The following is a 21,669-nucleotide window of genomic DNA, read 5'->3' as shown; positions in this document are numbered from 1 at the left end:
TGACTACCCATGACCGGTCGCCCGATCGGTCTCATGCCCCGGTAGCCAGATTCCATGACGCGTCCCGCTCCCCTGCTGCTCCTGCTTGCTGGTCTGTTGTTCTTTTTCGCCCTTGGCAACCACGAGCTGCAGGGCTCCACCGAGGCAAGGGTGTCCGGGATTGCCATGGCGATGCACCTGGACAATGACTGGGTGGTGCCGCGCCTGTTTCAAGAGCCTTTCCTGGAAAAACCGCCCCTGAGCCTGTGGCTGGACGCCGGCGCGATTCGTTTGTTCGGCGCCAGCACCGGGGCGGTGCGCCTGGCTTCGGCGTTTGCCGGGTTGTTCAGCGTGATGCTGCTGTATGGGATGCTGCGTCGCTTCGGGCGGCCGCAGACGCTGGCGTTCAGCGCCGCGCTGATCCTGGCGACCATGGCCAGTTATTGGGGCAATGTGCGCGGTGTGGGTGAGGATTCACTGCTCAGCCTCGGCGTGACCATGGCATTGCTTGGGTTTTACCAGGCTCTGCGGCCCGAGCGCGAAGGTTCCAGTGTGTGGGCCTGGGCGTTGTTTACCGCCGGCATGGTGATCGCCACCCTGAGCAAAGGCGTGTTGGGGCTGGCGTTGCCGGGCATCGTGATCTTTGTGTACCTGGCCAGCACCAGCCTGATGGATAAACGCCTGCGCATCGGCGACTGGCTTAAGCCGGCCTTGTTCACGCTACTGGCTTTGGTGCCGCTGCTGATCTGGCTGGGGTTTCTGTTTCAACGTGGGGGGATGCAGGCGGTCGGCGAAGTGTTGTGGACCAACAGCGTTGGGCGCTTCAGCGGTTCGTTTGTCGAGGCCGGGCATTACGAGCCGTTCTACTACTACATCGCGAAGCTGCCAGAGGCGTTTCTACCCTGGAATATCCTCGTTTACCTGGGCCTGTGGCACTTTCGAAAAAGCCTGGTACACAACCGATATCGTCTGTTTTTCAGCGTGTGGCTGGTGGCGCAGTTCACCCTGCTGACCCTGGCTTCCAGCAAGCGCACGGTTTACCTGATGGCTCTGACCCCGGCCGCTGCGGTGCTCGCCGCAGAATATGCAGGGGTGCTGTTGGAGTGGCTCAAGGCACACAAGCCAGCGCTGTACCGCTACCACCGGGGCGTGATCATCAGCGCATTCAGCCTGGCAATTGCCAGCTACCTGACGGCTGCGTTCTGGTTCGCCCCCAAAGCAGACAAGCGTGAGTCTTTCGTGCCGGTGATCAGTCAGGCCCGGGCGTTTCAAGCCGATGGTCGGGATGTGGTGATGTTCCAGCCCAATGAACGCATTGCCGGGGCGAGCGTGTTCTATCTGCAGGCCTACTTGCCGATCCTGCAAACCGAAGCGCAGTTACGCAGCTTTCTCACGGCCAAGCCCGGCAACATTGCATTGCTGGACAACACCCGCCAACTGAGCGGGAAGGTCACGGTGATCAAAGAGATGAAGATCGGTCGCCAGCCTTACTACTTCATCGAGCAGTAAGGCCAGCGCACGGCGGGATCAGTGCTTGGTGAGCTTATCCAGATAGCCCATGGCAAAGGCCGAGACCACGAAGGTCATATGGATGATCACGTACCACATCAGGTGATCGGGATCGACGTTCTTGGCGTCCATGAAGATGCGCAGCAGGTGGATCGAGGAAATCGCCACGATGGACGCCGCCACTTTCATCTTCAGCGAGGAAGAGTCCATGGTGCCCAGCCAGTTGAGCTTTTCCTTGTTTTCATCGATATCCAGCTGCGACACGAAGTTCTCGTAGCCGGAAATCATCACCATCACCAGCAAGCCACCCACCAGCGCCATGTCGATCAACGACAGCAGCAGCAGGATCACTTCCGCTTCCAGCATGGAAAAAATGTTGGGAATCACGTGAATGATTTCCTGGAAGAATTTCAGCGCCAGGATCAATAAACCCAGGGACAGCCCCAGGTAGATCGGCGCCAGCAGCCAGCGTGAAGCGTACATAGTGTTTTCGATAAAGCGTTCCATGGGATCTCACACAGCTTGGCTAAAAATGGCGGCGAGTATACCAGCCGCTACAAGACACCTGTAAGCACGAGAAAACTGACCCAGGCGGCATCTGTAAGAGAATTTTTCTGCTAGTGTCGAGCCCCTAAACTCGGCTCGATGATGTCGGACAGGAAGAAACTCAGATGATGGATGTGCGATCCCCTTTGGCCAGCATCGGCCTGTGCACGGCATTGCTGCTGGCCAGCGGCTGCTCTCCCAGCGACGAGCAGAAACAGACGACGCTTGAAGAGAAAACCGCCACGTTCGAGCAGTCCCTCGACAGCATCCAAGACCCCAAACTGCGCGACGCCATCGCCGACCTCGGCGGTTCGCTGTTATTGCTGGAACGGGCGCGAGTCAAGCTGGCCACAAAGCCCATCGAAGCCGAGTACGGCGAAGACACCCTCGCCTTGCTCAAGCACTACCCAACGCCCCAGGCGCTGGTGGACACCTACATCAACGGCCTGTTCGTGCTGCGCAAGACCTCCCATTCCGATTACCTGACGGATCTGCAACCGGTCTTCCCGTTCAGTTTCAACATGCCCGACCAATTCCCCTTCCCCCATGGCCTGGAATGGCAGTCGGTCACCTTGAGCAACAACAAAGTTGTGCCCTTCCAGCCAGAATGGTCGGAAACCGACCCCGGCATTCAGTTAAGCCCCAGCAGCTCCAACCTGACCAACCCCGATGACCTGACGGTGACCTACCCCTTCATCGACGGTATCGAGACGGAAAACAAGAGCCAACCGCAGCCCGTCACGCTCAAAGGCGCGGTCGAAGTCATCGCGCCGGGCAAGGTGCTGACGTTTGATCTGTCGAAAAAGGACGTGGGCCACAAGCGCACCGAAGGCACTATCACGCTCAACTTGCTGCTGCTGGAGAAGAACTACGCGGAAATCGAGCTGACCAACAGCGCGCCGCTGGCACCGCAAGTCGGCGACGAATCGCCGAACCCTCTGCTGGTGCAAGCGCGGGACAGTACAGGCCAATTCCTCACGCGCGCAGGCTCGATCAACGAGAGCGCTGCGCAAGTGGCGTTCTACGAGAAACAACTGGCTGAGATGCAAAAGCAGAAGGCCTGGTCGCAAGGGTTCGAAAAACAGCTCACGGATGAACAGAAAGCCTTCGAACACAAACAGGGCAGTCATTACGCCAAGGTGTACTTCAACGGCCTGATCGATAACCTGCAGGTCAACGTGATGGACTTCTCTACGGCATCCGTCACCCGCAAGGACCTTGAACTGCCAGTGCTGCGCTTCGACAAGAACAGCCTGGAAAAGACCGTACAAGCCTTGCCGATGCCGGTCACCGTGTACGACGACAGCGCTGCCAGCTGGCTCAAAGACGCAGCCATGACCGAAGATCAGCTGAAAAACAGCGTCAGCATCAGCCAGTCCGTTGAGGACGCCAGTGCCGCGCATGTGGTGTTCGACCACCCATTCACCTTCAACGACGACCTGGTGGGTGCCGAGCGCAACAGCAGCGTATCGCCGATTACCTTTTTTACGGCGGACGAAAAAGGCGAGCGCGGTGACCCCATCGAGCTGCCGACCGAAGCGTTCGAGCTGAACCCGGCCCGTGGCACCCTCACCTACGACCTCAACCTGTTCCCGGAAAACCCGGCGTTCGTGGTGGGCTCGATCCCGCTGTTTTTGGCGACTATCGAGAAAGGCGAGTTGGACGTGACCAAACTGCCCAAGGGCTTGTCGCTCAAGGACAACGCGCTGGTCGTCGATCAAAAAGACTTCCCCGCCGACAGCTGGCGCTTCTACGCCAAGGACGCCAGTGGCCAGTACCTCAAGGAAATTCTGGGGGTCAGCCACCGCGCCGAGGAGTACGGCACGGCGATGTTTGATGTGCATTATTTCTACGGCCGACCGACCGCACTGGAAAGCTACCAGCGCACCGACCTGAACACCGTGCAATACGGCTTTGAGGTCAAGCTGGACAAACCTGACAGCAAATGACCACCGCTACAGCGCAAGCGGTTCACGGTTGCCATTGAGCTGTCGCAGGTGGGCCTGCATGTGCAGGCACCAGATCTGCGGGTCGCCCGCCACCTCATAGCCGTGCTGGGTCAGGCTGTCCACAATGGACTCCAGAATGGTTTGCGCCGCAGAAGATCCAGGAAACGGGCCCTGGGACTTGATGGTGGACGGCTGTTCACCGGACATTCCGGCGGCAAACAATACGGTCCACATCCCGTTATCCCCCGCGAGAGGGCGAATGGAGCATTCGATACGGGTGACCAGGCCGAAGCACTGGCGGGTAAGGCAAAGGTTGCGCGGCATGGCGGCGACCCTCGGTAGATCGGTGTTCAGCCCGGCCTGGGGCGAGGCTGTTTCTATCCAGCGACTCCTGTGGATATCCCTAAAGCAGAGAATAGAAGAAAACCGCTACAAACCAAGGTTGTAGAGACCAACGGTGGTGGGCGCCTATGGTTGAGTCAGTTTATTGGCAACTTCACCAAATCTGTGGCGAGCAAATCCGTGTGGTAGGTGATCCCCTGTGATAAGCAATCCCTGTGGTGAGCAGTCCCTGTGGTGAGCGGGCTTGCCCGCGCTGGGCCGCGAAGCGGCCCCAAAACCTTCACCGCGATTGATTCTGGCACTCTGCGGTGACCTTATTGGGGCTGCTGCGCAGCCCAGCGCGGGGCAAGCCCGCTCACCACAAGAGCCCGCTCACCACGAGAGCCTGCTCACCACAAATGCCCACTCACCACGAGAGTCCGTTCACCACAAGAGTTCGCTCATTCAGAACGCTGGCCCATCACAGAGACCCGTCAGCTCACAGGTTTCGCTTCAGCCAACGCCTGCTGCGCCAATTCCTTTTCCGCCTCCTTCAAGTCTTCCTCGCTGATCATCTCGGCAATCGCCCGCAAACGCTCGACCACCCGCGCATTCACCGTACCTTCCGGGAATTGCCCTTCGGCGTCCGGCTCACCCGCGTCCTCGCCCACCAACAGGCTCAACGCCTCATCGGCCTGGCGCACCGCGTAGATATGGAACTGCCCGGCGCGTACGGCCTGCAGCACCTTCTCATCAAGCATCAACGTGGCGACGTTGGCCTGGGGAATGATCGCCCCTTGCTCACCGGTCAAACCGCGCGCTTCGCAGAGGCGGAAGAAGCCTTCGATCTTCTCGTTGACCCCGCCCACCGCCTGCACTTCACCAAACTGGTTGATCGAGCCGGTGATGGCAAAGCATTGCTTGAGCGGGGTTTTCGACAGCGCCGAGATCAAGGTGCACGCCTCGCCGAGGGACGCGCTATCGCCGTCTACATAACCGTAGGATTGCTCCAGCGCGATGCTCGCCGAAATCGCCAGCGGGAATTCCTGGGCATAACGGCTGCCCAGGTAACCGGTCAGGATCATTACGCCTTTGGAGTGAATCGGCTGGCCAAGGTTGACCTCACGCTCAATGTCGACAATGCCGCTGCCGCCCGGGTACACCGTGGCGGAAATCCGCGCCGGCACGCCGAACGCCGAGTCACCGACTTCCAGCACCGTCAGCCCGTTGCACTTGCCCACGGCCGCACCCGCGGTGTCGATCAGGATCACCCCGGCGAGCATGTCGTCGAGAATCCGTGCCGACACGCGACCGGTGCGGGTGGCCTTGGCCTTGAGCGCGCGCTCGATATGGCCAGCGTCGGTCATCTCATCGCCCGCCAGGTGACGGATAAAGTCCGCCTCGCTGACCAGCTGGAACAAGTCACCAATACGCGCCGACAAACGGCCCTGATGCTCCGCCAGCCGTGCGCTGTACGTCGCCAGCCGCGCCACCGCGTCCGAGGTCAGCGGCGCCATGCCTTCTTCCGATGTGCGGGTTTTGAGCAACTGGGCGAACTGCTCCAGGCTCTCATCGACCATTGGGATGTCTTCGTCGAAATCCACCAGCACCCGGAACATCTCCTGGAAGTCCGGATCAGCATCCTGCAACGCGTAGTACAACTGGCGCGAGCCGATGATGATCACCTTGACCTGCAACGGGATCATCTGCGGGTTCAGGGTCACTGTCGCCAGGCGGCCCAGCTCGCCCAGGGGCGATTCCATCTTCAGCTTGCGCGATTGCAGGGAACGCTTGAGGGCGTCCCACACGAACGGCTCGCTGAGCATTTTTTCGGCTTCAAGGATCAGGAACCCGCCATTGGCACGGTGCAAGGCGCCCGGCCGCAGTTGGCGATACGTGGTGTAGAGCGCGCCCTGGTCGGTGCTGTACTCGATACGGCCGAACAGGTTGTCGTAAGTCGGGTGCGGCTCAAATACCACCGGTGCGCCACCGTTGACGGGGTGACCCACCACCAGGCTCGGGCAATATTGCTCTTCGAGCAGCTTGCGGGCCTGGGCGTCGGTCTTGGCGTCGTCGACCAATTGCTCGACCACAGTTTTGAGCAGGTACACCTGCATGGCCTGCAGGTAACCGCAGACAGCTGCGTTCTCGGCGTATTTTTCCGACAGTGGCGCCAGCAAAGGTTGCAGGGCCAGGGTGATGGTTTCTTCGTTGAACTGACGCAGTTGGTTGTTGGACTCACGCTTCCACTGCGGCAGGCTGGCCAACTCTTCGTTGAGGCGCTCTTCCAGCTCGGAAATATCCGTATGGAAACGCTCGCGATCCACTTCCGGCAGCTGCGAAAACTCGGCTTCGTCCAGCGCCTTGCCGTCGAGCATCGGCGTGAACGCGATGTTGGTACTGTCGCGGTACAGCGCCACGTCCTTTTCCAGGGCCAGACGCTCGATCACGTCCAGGGCCTTGTCGTAACGCTGGTTGAAGGCGCGGTCGATGGCGCTTTTGCGCTGTTGATAAGTCGGGTGCTCGAAGACCGCCGGGAAGGTGGCCACCAGGTTGTCGACCAAGCCATTGATATCGGCAATGAATGCTGCCGCCGCACCGCCTGGCAATTCCAGGGCACGGGGTTCGCGCGGCTCGTCGAAATTATTCACATAGACCCAGTCCGATGGGGTCTGCAGGCGTTTGCCTTCAGCTTTCAGGTAGCGTTTGACGAACGAAAAACGGCCGGTACCCGGCTCGCCCATGACAAATACGTTGTAACCGGGGCGTGGCATGGCCACACCGAACTGCAACGCTTCAACTGCGCGTTCCTGGCCAAGCACACCGCGAAAGGGCTCCAAATCATTGGTGGTCGAGAAGCTGAACTGTTCAGCGGAGAAAGGGCGAGTCAGCGCTTCGGGCGCTAGACGCAGGCTGGCAGCAACAGGATCAGGCATCGGGCTTCCTTACATCAGGCGGGGCAGATGACGGCATTCTGGCTCTCCGTTGCGCGCTCTGGCAAGGCGAGCCTTTGGGAAAGCGTAGACACGGAATGCGTCCTACAAAAAAATCGCGACATCTCTGATTGTTTTATAAAAACACACGGAACCCTTGGAACGTGCCTAAACTCCAAACTGCGCGGGTTGGACTAATAACCGATCCCTAGGGCGCTATGAAGTGCCTGAACCCTTGTCCATTGGTTTGCACACAAAGAGAACAAAGCTATGAAACGGATCCTTCTCGGTACTCTCTTCACCGTCGTCTCCCTCAATGCAATGGCAGAAGCACCAGGTGGCCCGAACTGCGGTTGGGGCAACATGTTGTTCGAAGGCCAGCGCGGTACTCCAGCCCACTTCCTGGCTTCCACCACCAACGGCACCTCGGGCAACGCCACCTTCGGCATGACCTCGGGCACCAACGGTTGCAGCACCAACAGCGCGCTGACCTACGGCGGCAAGTCCTGGATTGCCATGAATGGCATGATGAACGAGCTGTCCGAAGACATGGCCAAGGGTAATGGCGAAGCACTGACCACCTACGCCGTGGTACTGGGCGTTGCGCCAGAAGATCGTGACCACTTCGCAGCCGTGGCTCACGAACACTTCCAACAAATCTTCAGCAAGGCCGATGTGACCGCTGAAGACGTGCACAACAACACCCTGGCTGTACTGAAAGGCGATGCCCGTCTGGCGAAATACGCTACCCAGGCTTAAGCTCGACCTGCCCGCGCCTCCCCAGGCGCGGGTTTTATTTTTGGACCCGCCTCCCCTTTGGGTCTCTCTAATTTCCGACTTAAGTTGCCCCTATGCTCAAACGCTTTGCCTGGATGGCACTCCTCGCCTGCGCCCCGCTGTACGCGGCACCGCACCTTGATGATCAACGTTTGCAGCAACTGGCCAACGATCCGTTCTGGCTTTCGCTGGGCCATTACGAAGCCGGGAAAATCAGCGGCTGGCGCAGTTATGTCAGTGAAAAGAAATTCTTCCTGGCCGCCGATGGCGCCCACCACCCGGATGCCGAACTCAAGGCCACCGTTGAAGCACTCTATGCTCCGGCCAGCCTGGGCGAAAAACACGCCCAATGTGTCTACCCCGCACGTACCCGCTGGCTCAAGGCTCAGTTGAACCTGACCGACCTGCCCGCCGTGGACTGCACCGAATTCAAGCAATGGTTCAAGGATGTCGCCCCTCACAGCGCGGTGATGATCTTCCCGGCGGCCTACCTCAACAGCCCGTCGTCAATGTTCGGCCACACCCTGCTGCGTATCGACCAGGCTGACGTGCAGAGCAACAAGACCGCGCTGCTCAGCTACGCGATCAACTTCGGCGCCTACATAGAAGGCTCGGATAACAGCATCCTCTACGCCTGGAAAGGCCTGATGGGCGGCTACCCCGGACTGTTCGCACTGGTGCCCTACCAGGAAAAACTCTCCGAGTACCGTAGCCTCGAAAACCGCGACCTGTGGGAATACCGGCTCAACCTCACCCAGGTCGAGACCGAGCGCATGGTCGAGCACGTGTGGGAGCTCAAGCAGATCCAGTTCGACTACTTCTTCTTCGACGAAAACTGCTCCTATCGCCTGCTGGAACTGCTGCAAGTGGCCCGCCCCGGCCTGCGCCTGACGGAGCAATTCCCGCTGACGGCCATTCCTACCGACACCGTCAAGGCAGTGAAGGACGCAGGCCTGGTCGAGAAAATCGACTACAGGCCATCCCGCGAGCGCGAGTTGCTGGAACGCGCCAAGCCGCTGGACAGCGACGAACAGCAATGGGTGCTCAAGGTCAGCGATGACCAGCAACAATTGCAGGCGCCGGCCTTTAAAGCATTGCCCCGCGACCGCCAGGCCCTGATCATCGACGCCGCCTATCGCCTGGGCCGCTACCGCGCCAACGGCCTGGAACGCGACACTGCACGCTCCCAACGCAGTTTCGAATTGCTGCGCGCCATCAACCAGAACCCCGCGCCCGACCTGAAGATCACGCCGCCCGGCCTGCCGGAAAACGGTCACGAATCGCGCACCTGGCAAGCCGGCATCGGCACCCGTGGCGACAAGGCCTTCGGTGAATACGGCCTGCGCATGGCCTACCACGACCTCAACGACAATGCCGAAGGCTTCCCCCTCGGCGCGCAGATCGAAATCCTGCAAATGAAACTGCGCCAGTACGAAGGCAACCACTGGCAACTGCAGCAACTGGACCTGGCCACCATCCGCTCCCTGACCCCGCGCAACGCCCTGCTGCAGCCGTGGTCATGGCAAGTCACCGGCGGCCTGGAACGCGTGCCGGGCAAGCACGACGATGAGACCCTGGTCGCCCACGTCAACGGCGGCGCCGGCGGCACCTGGCAACTGCGCGACGACATGCTCGGCTTCGCCCTCGGCACCGTGCGTGTGGAACACAACAACGACTTCAACGAAGCCATCTCCCCCGCGGCCGGCTTTAACACCGGCGTACTGTGGAAAAACCCGCTGGGCAATTTGAGCCTGGAGGCCAAGGGCGATTTCTTCACCAATGGTGAAGTGCGTCGCAGCATCAGCCTCAACCAACAGTGGGAACTGTCGCGCAACCTGGGCCTGCGCCTGAGTGCACAGCGCGAATACAGCCACTTGTCGACACCGGTCAATGAAGTGATGCTCGAAGTAAAGTGGTATCACTACTGACCCAGCCTGGCGAAAATCAAAATGTGGGAGGGGGCTTGCCCCTCCCACATTTGCCCGTATTTATTCAGTTTCCATCTCAGGGAGTTCCAATCAACATGGCAGTTAACTGCAACACTCTCGAAGAAGTCCGTGACAACATCGACCGCCTCGACCAGCAAATTGTCAGCCTACTGGCTGAACGTGGCGCCTACGTATCCCAGGCAGCCCGCTTTAAAAAGGATGCAGATGCGGTCAAGGCACCACAACGGGTTGAACAGGTGATCGCCAAGGTGCGGGGCTTGGCGCACACGTTGGGCGCCAATCCAGAAGTCACCGAGCAGGTCTATCGCGCAATGATTGCGGCGTTTATTCAGCAAGAGTTGGCTGAGCATGCAGCCCTGACCCCATAGCCCAACGCGGGCAAGCCCGCTCGCCACAAAAGCGCGCCAGCACAGCCCATAGCGGTCTACAGATTTCTCACACGCCTTTCACATCCCCCCGACGAACCCCCTTCTAGACTTCCCCTATCAGCCGTGAAACGGCCAGGGAGTACGCCATGTGGCGGTATGCGGTAATGCTGTGTGCGATGGTGTGGCTGGCGGGTTGTCAATCGACTCACCAGGAGTTGTTGGCCAAAGGCTATCCACCGGCTTTTGCCGATGGCTTTGACGACGGCTGCAGCAGCGGTCGCCAGGCGGCCGGGGTGATCACGGGGACATTTCGCAAGAACGTGCCGCGCTATCTGAAAGACCGGGAGTACGCCGAAGGCTGGGAAGACGGTTTTCGCCAGTGCAAGGCCATGCGCGAGAACGAAGAACTGCGCGACTACAAGGACAATCACTGGGACGACCGTGAGCGCGCCTGGCAGCAGGAAAAGGATCGCGATGCCGCCAGGGCCTATCGCTCGCAATAGGTCGTTTTCAGACATCCATCGAAACTAAAGCACGGCGACCATGGCCCAAGCTTCATAGAGGGAGAACACCATGAGCCGAGCTTTTGTGAATGAAGACAGCGCCGCCGCCCAGGCTGATCAGCCGGTGGAGCGGCAGGTCAGCGAGCAGCCCAATCACGTGACCGCGCATGGGTTGGTGCAGTTACAGGCCAAGGTTGCGCAACTACAGGCCGAATACAGCGCCGAGTCCGCCAAGGGCGAACAGGCCGATAAGCAGCGCCAGGCCGATCTTGAGCGGGATTTGCGCTATTTCAGCCAGCGGGTGCAGAGCGCCCAAGTGGTGGCGTCAGCCACTTCCACCGACAAGGTACAGATCGGCAGTTGGGTCACGTTCGCCAATGAACAGGACGAGCAGCAGCGCATCCAGTTAGTCGGTGAAGACCAGGCCGACGCGACCGCAGGCCTGATCAACTGGGGTTCACCTCTGGGTCGCGCATTGCTGGGCGCCCAGATCGGCGACGAGGTGCTGTGGCAGCGCCCCGTCGGCGATCAGTTGATCGAGGTGCTGCGTATCGAAGCCGAGATCCCCTCCCCATCGATACCGTCTTGACCCTCACCGGGCAAGCCTAAGTGTCGGGCCGTAGCAGCTGTCGAGCGTAAGCGAGGCTGCGTTGGGCGCCCCGCAGATCGTGGGGTGTCAACGCGTCCGTCACGCAGCCTCGCCAATGCTCGACATCTGCTACGACCCGAAACTTGCAGTTGCCCGGTGAGAGTCAAGACGGTATCTACGACCCGAAACTTGCGGTTGCCCGGTGAGGGTCAAGACGGTATCTACGCGAGGTTGGGGGGCTAGACGATGCCTTGGGCCAGCATCGCGTCGGCGACTTTCACGAAGCCGGCGATGTTCGCGCCCTTCACGTAGTTGATCCGGCCGTTTTCTTCGCCGTAGTGCACACACGCGTGGTGGATCGACTGCATGATGTTGTGCAGCTTGCTGTCCACCTCACCGGCTGTCCACAGCAGGCGCATGGCGTTCTGCGACATCTCCAGGCCACTCACCGCTACGCCACCGGCGTTGGATGCCTTGCCCGGTGCAAACAGAATGCCTGCCTCGATAAAGATATCCACCGCCTCAAGCGTGGTCGGCATGTTGGCGCCTTCGGCCACGCAGATGCAGCCGTTGCGCAGCAAGGTGCGGGCGGCTGCGGCGTCCAGTTCGTTCTGGGTGGCGCATGGCAGGGCGATATCGCAGGCCAGCTCCCAAGGCGTCTGGCCCTTGCGGAACTCCAGGCCGAAACGCTCGGCCAATTCGCTGATGCGGCCGCGCTGAACGTTTTTCAGCTCCAACAGGGCTGACCATTGCTCTTCGGTCAAACCGCTTTCGGCGTACAGGGTGCCCTCGGAGTCGGACAGGGAGACCACCTTGCCGCCCAGATCCATGACTTTGCGTGCCGCGTATTGCGCCACGTTGCCGGAGCCGGACACCGCCACGCGCTTGCCTTCAACCCGTTGGCCGTCGCGCTTGAGCATTTCTTCAGCGAAGTACACACAGCCAAAACCGGTGGCTTCCGGGCGGATCAGGCTGCCGCCGTAGGTCATGCCCTTGCCGGTCAACACGGAGGTGAACTGGTTGCTCAGGCGCTTGTACTGGCCAAACAGGAAACCGATCTCACGGGCGCCCACGCCGATATCGCCAGCCGGCACATCCACATCCGCGCCGATATGGCGGTACAGCTCGTTCATGAATGCCTGGCAGAAGCGCATGACTTCTGCGTCGCTCTTACCTTTTGGATCAAAGTCCGAGCCGCCCTTACCGCCGCCCATGGGCAGCGAAGTCAGGGAATTCTTGAAGGTCTGTTCGAAGGCGAGGAATTTCAGCACCCCCAGGTTGACCGACGGATGGAAGCGCAGGCCGCCTTTGTAAGGGCCGATGGCGCTGTTCATCTGGATACGGAAACCGCGATTGACCTGGACCTTGCCGTGATCATCGACCCATGACACCCGGAAGGTAATTGCACGCTCCGGCTCGCAGATGCGTTCCAGGATGCCCGAGTTCAGGTAGTGAGGATTGGCTTCAAGAAACGGCCACAGACTGCGTAGGACTTCTTCTACAGCCTGGTGAAATTCTGGCTGGTCTGAGTCGCGTTTTTTCAGGCGGGCAAGGAAGGATTCGACGGATTCGATCATGAAAAGTCTCGGCAAATTGATTGTTTTTAAGGGAGATTGGGCCGGACTTTATCAATTCATGTCGCACTGCGACAGGGCAAAATGTCGCCTTTGTGAATTTAAATGGTGCATTGGATATAACTGTATCCAGTTTTACCGTGTTTTATGCACTTAAAAGGGGATTTCAAATCACGCACATGCACCAACAGATAAATGGCTATCGGGGGCAAGCCCCTTCCCATATTTGATCGGTGTGGGTCAGGAAAAATGCGCAAAAAAAAGCGGAGCCCGAGGGCTCCGCTTTTTTTCAAACCCGCCGGATCAGGCGAGTTTTTTGTGGCGTACACGGTGCGGCTGGGCAGCAGCGTCGCCCAAGCGCTTTTTACGGTCGGCTTCGTACTCGGTGTAGTTGCCTTCGAAGAACACGGCTTGCGAGTCGTCTTCGTACGCCAGGATGTGGGTCGCGACGCGGTCAAGGAACCACCGATCGTGAGAGATCACAATGGCGGCGCCCGGGAAGTCCAGCAGGGCTTCTTCCAGGGAACGCAGGGTTTCTACGTCGAGGTCGTTGGACGGTTCGTCGAGCAGCAACACGTTGCCGCCCTCTTTCAGGGTCAGGGCCAGGTGCAAGCGGCCACGCTCACCACCGGACAGGTCCTTGACGAACTTCTGCTGGTCGCCACCCTTGAAGTTGAAACGACCGACGTAGGTGCGCGAAGGGATTTCATAGTTGCCGATGCGGATCTGGTCGGAGCCGTCGGAAATCTGCTGGAACACCGTCTTGCTGCCATCCAGGTCATCACGGCTCTGGTCCACACAGGCCAGTTGCACGGTTTCGCCGACTTCGATGGTGCCCGAATCCGGAGTTTCCTTGCCCATCAGCATGCGGAACAGCGTGGATTTACCCGCACCGTTACCACCAATTACGCCGACGATCGCGCCTTTTGGCATGGAGAACGACAGATTGTCGATCAGCACGCGGTCGCCATAGCCTTTGGAAACGTTCTTGAACTCGATGACCTTGTCACCCAGGCGTGGACCGGCCGGGATGTAGATCTCGTTGGTTTCACTGCGCTTCTGGAATTCCTGCGACTGCATTTCTTCAAAGCGTTGCAGACGCGCCTTGGATTTGGACTGGCGGGCCTTGGCGCCTTTGCGCACCCACTCCAGTTCTTCCTTCATGGCTTTTTCGTGGGCCGATTGCTGCTTGGATTCGGCGGCCAGACGGTCGGACTTGGCTTCCAGCCAACCGGAGTAGTTGCCCTCGTAAGGGATGCCGGCGCCGCGGTCGAGCTCCAGGATCCAGCCGGCGACGTTGTCCAGGAAGTACCGGTCGTGCGTGATCGCAACCACGGTGCCCGGGAAATCGTGAAGGAAGTGTTCCAACCAGGCGACGGAATCGGCGTCCAGGTGGTTGGTGGGTTCGTCGAGCAGCAGCATGTCGGGGGCCGACAGCAGCAGGCGGCACAAGGCCACGCGACGTTTTTCACCACCGGACAGGAATTCGACCTTGGCGTCCCACGCCGGCAGGCGCAGCGCGTCGGCGGCGACTTCCAGTTGGCGCTCCAGGTTGTGACCGTCACCGGCCTGCAGGATCGCTTCGAGCTTGGCCTGTTCGGCGGCAAGTTTGTCGAAGTCGGCATCTTCTTCAGCGTAAGCCGCGTAGACCTCGTCCAGGCGCGCCTGGGCGTTCTTGATCACGGCGACGGCTTCTTCGACCACTTCGCGCACGGTTTTGGTCGGATCGAGGATTGGCTCTTGCGGCAGGTAACCGATGTTCAGTTCCGGCATCGGGCGGGCTTCGCCTTCGAACTCGGTGTCGACGCCAGCCATGATTTTCAGCAACGTGGACTTACCCGAACCGTTCAGGCCGAGCACGCCGATCTTGGCGCCGGGGAAGAAGGACAGCGAAATGTTTTTCAGGATTTCCCGCTTCGGCGGAACAACTTTTCCCAGCCGATGCATGGTGAAGACGTATTGAGCCATGGTGAACCTAGCGTCAGTGACTGATGAATTAAGCGGGCGAAGCCCGTGCCAGGCCATGCGCCGCGCGGGCCGTTGACTATCATCAATGCCAGCGAGCGGAAAAAGCCTGAGTCTCTGGGGCTGGAACGCCCCCGCGTAACCGGCAAAGCTACCTGAATGCGCTTGGTCAGTCCAGCCAAGCGGGGCTGGCACTTTGCCACAAGTCAAGGCATGCTAGCCGCCCTCCGGGCGTCCGGCTTATAGTGCACGTCGCGCGCCAATCCAGCCAAACCGCAGGATCACAGCTTGTCCAAAGTCACGCCGCCAACGCCTTTACGCGCCGCTCATATAGCGCCGGGAGCGCCCCTGCACGGCACCCTTAAAGGCGCATTGGCGACGCTCGTCCTCATGCTGCTCGCGTTATTGTTCTGGCAGCTGCTGGACCAGTTGCAGCAAAACCAGAAAAACCAGCAGCAATACACCATCGACTACAGCGCCGACCTGGCTGAAGAGTTCAGCCTGAACATGGCCCTGAGCGCAAAAATTGCCCTCAACCTGCTACCGATCGTCGAACCGCCCCGCGACAGCGAACAGCAACAGGCCTTGATGCGCACCTTGCAGCGTTCCCTGCCGGAGCTGCGCAGTTTCGCCCTGCTGGCCCCCAGCGGCGCGATGATCAGCGACAGCGCCAATGACAGCGAGGACAGCGCCTGGCTGGAAGAATTGGTGCAACGCAGTCACGGCCAGTCCTATTACCTGAGCAACAACAACGACGGCACCATCATCTACCTGCTGCTGCACCAGCCCAGCGGCGATTCAAGGATGTACTGGGCGCTGCGCCTGGCGCCCGGTTACCTGGTTAACCTCACCCGCCAGGACAGCCAAGGTGCGCGCCCGATGTGGGCCATCGAAAACCGCCTGAACCACCGCGTGGTCAGCCGTGACAATGGCTCGCCGGCGCAATGGTCCGGCGCCCTGACCCCGGATGACTTGAATAAAAGCGTACTGGTCACGCCTCTGAGCAAAAGCGACTGGCAGTTGCGTGGCATGTTCGACCGCGCCGCTGTGCTGGAACAACTGCTGCCGGCGTTTATCGGCAAATGCCTGCTGGGCCTGGCGTTCTCGTTGATCCCAGTGATCGTGCTGCTGAATATGCGTCGCCGTCAGCGCCAGGTGCATGAAGGCCGGCGGCGTTATCAGGATATTTTCGAAGGCACCGGCGTGGCCTTGTGCGTGCTTGACCTGTCAGGTCTGAATGCGTTTTTTGCCAGGACGCACGTGCAGACCCGCGAGCAACTGCACGCCTGGCTGCAACACAAGCCTGAAGAAAGCAGGCAGTTGCTCGCCGAGCTGCGCATCACCGAGATCAACCAGGTAGCGGTGCGCCTGCTGAACGTGGACTCGTGCGAGGAGGCTTGGGAACGGCTGATCGATGACTGCCCAAGCAACAGCACGTCCATTGGCCATCAGATACTCGAAGCCGTGCTGACCCAGCAGAACCAGCTTGAACTGGAAATCCAGCTCAACGATGTGGCTGGTAACGAGCAATACCTGTGGCTGGTGATGCGTCTGCCGGAGCAGAAGGACGATTTCAAGGCGGTGATCCTCAGCATCAGCGACATCACCAGCCGCAAGCTGATCGAGCTGTCGCTGGTGGAGCGTGAGAGTTTCTGGTCGGACGTGGTGCGCACGGTGCCTGATCATCTGTATGTGCAGGACGTGATCAGCCAGCGCATGATCTTCAGCAACCACCACCTGGGCCACACCCTCGGCTACACAAAGGCCGAACTGCAGCAAATGGGCGAGTACTTCTGGGAAATCCTGCTGCACCCCGACGACGCCGAGCATTACCACGACTTGCGCCTGCAGCAACGCCAGGCCGGCTACGCAACGCAGTTGCATTGCCAATTGCGCTTCCGCCATCGCAACAACCAATGGCGGCGCTTTGACATTCGTGAGCAGGCCCTGGCCCGCGATAAAACCAGCCAGGTCACCCGCATCATTGGCGTGGCCAAGGACATCACCGACCAGATCGAAGCCAGCGAATCCCTGCGCGACAGCGAAAAACGCTACCGCATGCTGGCCGAAAGCATTAGCGACGTGATCTGCTCCACAGACAGCAAACTGGCCCTCAACTACATCAGCCCGTCGGTCAGCGCGGTGCTCGGGTACGACGTGGACTGGGTGTTCAAGAACGGCTGGCAGTCGATCATCGCCAATCCGGCGCAATTGGCCGGTATCTACAGCCTGGTGGAACAGGTCAGCCGCGCACTGGGTGACGTCGAGGTGCTGAACAAGCTGCGCGATGAAGTGCAGACCCAGCTGTTCCTGTTTGACTGCCTGCGCGCCGACGGCCGTAAGGTGCCGATCGAGCTGCGCCTGGTCCTGGTGTGGGACGAGCATGGCGCCTTCGAAGGCATTCTCGGCGTCGGCCGCGATATCAGCCAACAACGCCGCGCCGAGAAAGACCTGCGCATGGCGGCCACGGTATTCGAGCACTCCACCTCGGCGATCCTGATCACCGACCCGGCGGGCTATATCGTGCAGGCTAACGAGGCGTTCAGCCGGGTCAGCGGGTACGCCGTCGCGGATGTACTCGACCAGTTGCCGAACATGCTCACCGTCGATGAACAGCAGGAAGCCCACCTGCGCTACGTGCTCAAGCAACTGCACCAGCACAGCACGTGGGAAGGCGAAGTGTGGCTCAAGCGCCGCAACGGCGAACATTACCCGGCGTGGGTCGGCATTACCGCCGTGTTCGACGACGAAGGCGACCTGGCCAGCTACGTGTGCTTCTTCAGTGATATCAGCGAGCGCAAGGCCAGCGAACAGCGCATCCACCGCCTGGCCTATTACGACGCCCTGACCCACCTGCCCAACCGCACGCTGTTCCAGGACCGCCTGCACACTGCGTTGCAGTCGGCGGAGCGGCAGAAGTCGTGGGTGGTGCTGATGTTCCTCGATCTGGACCGCTTCAAGCCGATCAACGACTCCCTCGGCCACGCCGCTGGCGACCGCATGCTCAAGGAAATGGCCACCCGCCTGCTCGGCTGCGTGGCCGAAGACGACACCGTGGCGCGCATGGGCGGTGATGAGTTCACCTTGCTCCTGCAACCACGGGTCAGCCGTGAGATGGCGCTGAACCGTGCGATTCACGTGGCCGAGCAGATCCTTGCCAGCCTGGTGAAACCCTTTGTACTGGAGGGTCGCGAGTTTTTTGTGACCGCCAGTATCGGCATCGCCCTCAGCCCGCAGGACGGTAACGAGCTGAGCCAACTGATGAAAAACGCCGACACGGCGATGTATCACGCCAAGGAACGTGGCAAGAACAACTTCCAGTTCTACCAGGCCGACATGAACGCCAGCGCCCTGGAACGCCTGGAGCTGGAAAGCGACCTGCGCCACGCCCTGGAACAGAACGAATTCGTGCTGTATTACCAGCCGCAGTTCAGCGGCGATGGCAAACGCCTGACCGGCGCCGAAGCCCTGCTGCGCTGGCGCCATCCGCGTCGCGGGCTGGTGCCGCCAGGGGACTTCATTCCGGTGCTGGAAGAGTTGGGCCTGGTGGTGGATGTGGGTGATTGGGTGATCAGCGAAGCCTGTCGCCAGCTCAAGACCTGGCACCAGAACAAGGTGCGCGTGCCAAAAGTCTCGGTGAACATCTCGGCGCGGCAGTTCTCCGACGGCCAACTGGGCACCCGCATTGCCACGATCCTCAAGGACACCGGCCTGCCGCCGGCGTGCCTGGAGCTGGAGCTGACCGAAAGCATCCTGATGCGCGAAGTCAACGAAGCCCTGCACATCCTCGACAGCCTGAAAAACCTGGGCCTGAGTATTGCGGTGGACGATTTCGGCACGGGCTATTCCTCGCTCAACTACCTCAAGCAATTCCCTATCGATGTGTTGAAGATCGACCGCACCTTTGTCGACGGCCTGCCGTCCGGAGAGCAGGACGCGCAGATCGCCCGGGCGATTATTGCCATGGCCCACAGCCTCAACCTGGCGGTAATCGCCGAGGGCGTGGAAACCCATGAGCAACTGGACTTCCTGCGCGAACATGGCTGCGATGAGGTGCAGGGTTATCTGTTCGGACGGCCGATGCCGGCCAATCGGTTTGAGGTGCAGTTCAGTAATGATGCGCTGTTCATGTTTGATTGAGATTAGGTGGTGAGGCTACTGGCCCCATCGGGGGCAAGCCCCCTCCCACATTTTGATCTGTGAACACATTCAAGTGTGGGAGGGGGCTTGCCCCCGATGAGGCCTCCAAAGCCACCACTCATGCCCAAGTGAATCCCGCTTGTCCGCGACATGATGTCCTTTCATATGCCATCTAAAACCCATTGGGTTAGAATGCCCTCCTTTTCTGCCCCCGATCCTTGAGGACCGCCATGTTCAGCCGTGATTTGACCATTGCCAAGTACGACGCCGATCTCTTCGCCGCCATGGAGCAAGAAGCCGTGCGCCAGGAAGAGCACATTGAGCTGATCGCTTCGGAAAACTACACCAGCCCTGCGGTCATGGAGGCTCAAGGTTCGGTTCTGACCAACAAGTACGCCGAAGGCTACCCAGGCAAGCGTTACTACGGCGGTTGCGAGTACGTCGACGTGGTTGAGCAGTTGGCCATCGACCGTGCAAAAGAGCTGTTCGGCGCCGATTACGCCAACGTCCAGCCGCACGCCGGTTCCCAAGCCAACAGCGCCGTGTACCTGGCCCTGCTGCAAGGCGGCGACACCATCCTGGGCATGAGCCTGGCCCACGGCGGTCACCTGACCCACGGCGCCAGCGTTTCCTCCTCCGGCAAGCTGTACAACGCCGTTCAATACGGTATCGATGCCAACGGCCTGATCGACTACGACGAAGTCGAGCGCCTGGCGGTTGAACACAAGCCAAAAATGATCGTGGCCGGTTTCTCTGCCTACTCGCAGATCCTGGACTTCCCACGTTTCCGCGCCATCGCCGACAAAGTGGGCGCTTACCTGTTCGTGGACATGGCTCACGTGGCTGGCCTGGTCGCCGCTGGCGTCTACCCGAACCCGGTTCCCTTCGCTGACGTGGTCACCACCACCACCCACAAGACCCTGCGCGGTCCACGTGGCGGCCTGATCCTGGCTCGCGCCAACGCCGAGATCGAGAAGAAGCTGAACTCCGCCGTTTTCCCAGGCGCCCAGGGTGGCCCGCTGGAGCACGTGATCGCCGCCAAAGCGATCTGCTTCAAGGAAGCGCTGCAGCCTGAGTTCAAGACCTACCAGCAACAAGTGGTCAAGAACGCCCAGACTATGGCCAGCGTGTTTATCGAGCGCGGCTTTGATGTAGTGTCCGGCGGTACTGAAAACCACCTGTTCCTGCTGTCGCTGATCAAGCAGGACATTTCCGGTAAAGATGCTGATGCTGCCTTGGGCAAAGCCTTCATCACCGTGAACAAAAACTCCGTACCGAACGACCCACGTTCGCCGTTCGTCACCTCGGGCCTGCGCTTCGGCACCCCGGCTGTGACCACTCGTGGCTTTAAAGAAGCAGAGTGCAAGGAACTGGCTGGCTGGATCTGCGACATCCTGGCCGACCTGAACAACGAAGCCGTGATCGACGCGGTCCGTGAGAAGGTCAAGGCCATCTGCAAGAAGCTGCCGGTATACGGCGCTTGATTGCAGTTGCTTGAATAAGAAGCCCGGCTCTTGAGCCGGGCTTTTTTATGCCTGTTCCAATTTGATTGCATTTCAGGTCAGGTCAGGTTGGTAGACCTTGACAAAGCCTTCGCGGATCTTGTCCTCCGGCAGGTCATCGGCAATAAACACAATCACACTTTCCCGCGCCTCGCCTTCGGCCCACTCGGTGTCCCAATCGAAGCCGTAGAGCTTCAGAACGCCCTGAAACACCATGCGCCGGTCTTCCCCGGCGATGTTCAGCACGCCCTTGTAGCGCAGCAGTTGCTTGCCATGGTCTTCCAACAGCTCATTCATAAACTCGCTGAGGCGGTCGATGTCCAGTGGCTGGTCGGTGCGCAGCACCAGGCTGGAGATGCGGTCGATGGACGGCGCCTTGCTCACTGGGCGCAGGCTCATGCCGGCGTTGAGGTTGAAACCGCGCACGTCGAGCAATTGCGCCAGGTCAATCTTGCCGTGTTCCACCACGCGAATCGGCGCTCGGCGGTTGATGCGGGTGAGGCGTTCGCTGAGGGCATCAAAGGTGGCGTCGTCCACCAGATCACGTTTGCTCACCAGCAGGCGGTCGGCAAAACCGATCTGGGCCTGGGCGATGGTCTGGGTCAGGTGATGCTCGGCGTGGGCCGCGTCCACCAAGGTGATGATGCCGTCGAGGATGTAGCGCTCGCGCAGTTCTTCATCAATGAAGAAGGTCTGGGCCACCGGCGCCGGATCAGCCAGGCCGGTGCACTCGATCACCAGGCGGTCGAAGGCGATCTCGCCGCTGTCCAGGCGTTCCAGCAGCAGGTAGAGGGCTTTGGTCAGGTCGGTGTGGATGGTGCAGCACACACAGCCGTTGGACAGGGTCATGACTTGCACCGGCTCTTCGCCCAAAAGCTGGGTGTCGATACCGGCGTCACTGAATTCGTTTTCGATCACGGCGATTTTCAGGCCGTGTTCGGCTTTGAGCAGATGGCGCAGTAAGGTGGTCTTGCCGGCGCCGAGGAAGCCGCTGAGGACGGTCACTGGAATGGGAGAGGACAAAAGAAATTCTCCTTGAAGAAACACTGAAACAAATGTGGGAGG

15 protein-coding genes are annotated in these 21,669 nt (G+C 60.0%); 9 read left to right on the top strand and 6 right to left on the bottom strand.

What is annotated here, in order from left to right; all coding sequences use genetic code 11:
• Positions 1-54: 54 nt before the first annotated feature.
• Positions 55-1,488, top strand: coding sequence for a glycosyltransferase family 39 protein (locus AOA60_RS12985; protein WP_099584762.1), 1,434 nt, complete (start codon positions 55-57; stop codon positions 1,486-1,488).
• An 18-nt stretch (positions 1,489-1,506) separates the two neighbouring features.
• Here the strand turns inward: AOA60_RS12985 and AOA60_RS12980 are convergent, their stop codons facing one another.
• The gene (locus AOA60_RS12980; RefSeq protein ID WP_099584761.1) at positions 1,507-1,995 is read right to left on the bottom strand and encodes a TIGR00645 family protein; all 489 of its coding nucleotides are present in this window, start codon (positions 1,993-1,995) and stop codon (positions 1,507-1,509) included.
• Between the two features lie 164 nt (positions 1,996-2,159).
• On the opposite strand from AOA60_RS12980, the gene AOA60_RS12975 reads away from it, so the two are divergent.
• Positions 2,160-3,983: a hypothetical protein gene (locus AOA60_RS12975; RefSeq protein ID WP_099584760.1), complete on the top strand. Its 1,824-nt coding sequence runs from the start codon at positions 2,160-2,162 to the stop codon at positions 3,981-3,983.
• A gap of 6 nt (positions 3,984-3,989) precedes the next feature.
• On the opposite strand, the gene AOA60_RS12970 is transcribed toward AOA60_RS12975, so the two are convergent.
• Together AOA60_RS12970 and AOA60_RS12965 are read right to left on the bottom strand one after the other, a co-directional pair.
• Positions 3,990-4,307 carry a hypothetical protein gene (locus AOA60_RS12970; RefSeq protein ID WP_099584759.1) on the bottom strand — a complete coding sequence of 106 codons (318 nt, stop codon included), beginning with the start codon at positions 4,305-4,307 and terminating at the stop codon, positions 3,990-3,992.
• Between the two features lie 491 nt (positions 4,308-4,798).
• The gene (locus tag AOA60_RS12965) at positions 4,799-7,240 is read right to left on the bottom strand and encodes a Lon protease family protein (RefSeq protein WP_099584758.1); all 2,442 of its coding nucleotides are present in this window, start codon (positions 7,238-7,240) and stop codon (positions 4,799-4,801) included.
• Between the two features lie 267 nt (positions 7,241-7,507).
• On the opposite strand from AOA60_RS12965, the gene AOA60_RS12960 reads away from it, so the two are divergent.
• From AOA60_RS12960 to AOA60_RS12940, 5 genes are all read left to right on the top strand, one after another.
• Positions 7,508-7,996, top strand: a complete 489-nt coding sequence (locus tag AOA60_RS12960; protein ID WP_099584757.1) for a DUF3015 domain-containing protein — start codon at positions 7,508-7,510, stop codon at positions 7,994-7,996.
• Between the two features lie 92 nt (positions 7,997-8,088).
• Positions 8,089-9,942, top strand: a complete 1,854-nt coding sequence (locus AOA60_RS12955) for a DUF4105 domain-containing protein (RefSeq protein ID WP_099584756.1) — start codon at positions 8,089-8,091, stop codon at positions 9,940-9,942.
• Positions 9,943-10,037: 95 nt separating this feature from the next.
• On the top strand, positions 10,038-10,331 hold the full coding sequence (locus AOA60_RS12950; RefSeq protein WP_099584755.1) for a chorismate mutase: 294 nt from the start codon (positions 10,038-10,040) through the stop codon (positions 10,329-10,331).
• A 146-nt stretch (positions 10,332-10,477) separates the two neighbouring features.
• Complete coding sequence (locus AOA60_RS12945; RefSeq protein WP_099584754.1) at positions 10,478-10,834, top strand: hypothetical protein; 357 nt, start codon at positions 10,478-10,480, stop codon at positions 10,832-10,834.
• A gap of 70 nt (positions 10,835-10,904) precedes the next feature.
• The gene (locus AOA60_RS12940; RefSeq protein WP_099584753.1) at positions 10,905-11,423 is read left to right on the top strand and encodes a GreA/GreB family elongation factor; all 519 of its coding nucleotides are present in this window, start codon (positions 10,905-10,907) and stop codon (positions 11,421-11,423) included.
• A 239-nt stretch (positions 11,424-11,662) separates the two neighbouring features.
• Here AOA60_RS12940 and gdhA read toward each other — a convergent pair whose 3' ends face one another.
• The gene (gdhA, locus tag AOA60_RS12935; RefSeq protein ID WP_099584752.1) at positions 11,663-13,000 is read right to left on the bottom strand and encodes an NADP-specific glutamate dehydrogenase; all 1,338 of its coding nucleotides are present in this window, start codon (positions 12,998-13,000) and stop codon (positions 11,663-11,665) included.
• A 300-nt stretch (positions 13,001-13,300) separates the two neighbouring features.
• On the bottom strand, positions 13,301-14,965 hold the full coding sequence (gene ettA, locus AOA60_RS12930) for an energy-dependent translational throttle protein EttA (RefSeq protein WP_099584751.1): 1,665 nt from the start codon (positions 14,963-14,965) through the stop codon (positions 13,301-13,303).
• A gap of 285 nt (positions 14,966-15,250) precedes the next feature.
• Here ettA and AOA60_RS12925 point away from each other — a divergent pair, with 285 nt between their 5' ends.
• Together AOA60_RS12925 and glyA are read left to right on the top strand one after the other, a co-directional pair.
• Positions 15,251-19,102 (top strand): bifunctional diguanylate cyclase/phosphodiesterase, encoded by a 3,852-nt coding sequence (locus AOA60_RS12925; RefSeq protein ID WP_099584750.1) that lies wholly within the window; start codon positions 15,251-15,253, stop codon positions 19,100-19,102.
• 230 nt (positions 19,103-19,332) lie between these two features.
• Entirely contained in the window at positions 19,333-20,586 is a 1,254-nt protein-coding gene (gene glyA, locus AOA60_RS12920; protein WP_053137906.1) for a serine hydroxymethyltransferase, read from the top strand.
• Positions 20,587-20,658: 72 nt separating this feature from the next.
• Here glyA and yjiA read toward each other — a convergent pair whose 3' ends face one another.
• A complete protein-coding gene (gene yjiA / locus AOA60_RS12915) occupies positions 20,659-21,627 on the bottom strand; it encodes a GTPase (protein WP_099584749.1) in 969 nt (322 codons plus the stop codon).
• Positions 21,628-21,669 lie beyond the last annotated feature (42 nt).

This window comes from Pseudomonas sp. 2822-17 (assembly GCF_002742485.1).
Taxonomy (GTDB): domain Bacteria; phylum Pseudomonadota; class Gammaproteobacteria; order Pseudomonadales; family Pseudomonadaceae; genus Aquipseudomonas; species Aquipseudomonas cyclaminis.
Note: the sequence above shows the minus strand (reverse complement) of the source record. Positions and strands in the feature narration are given on the sequence as shown.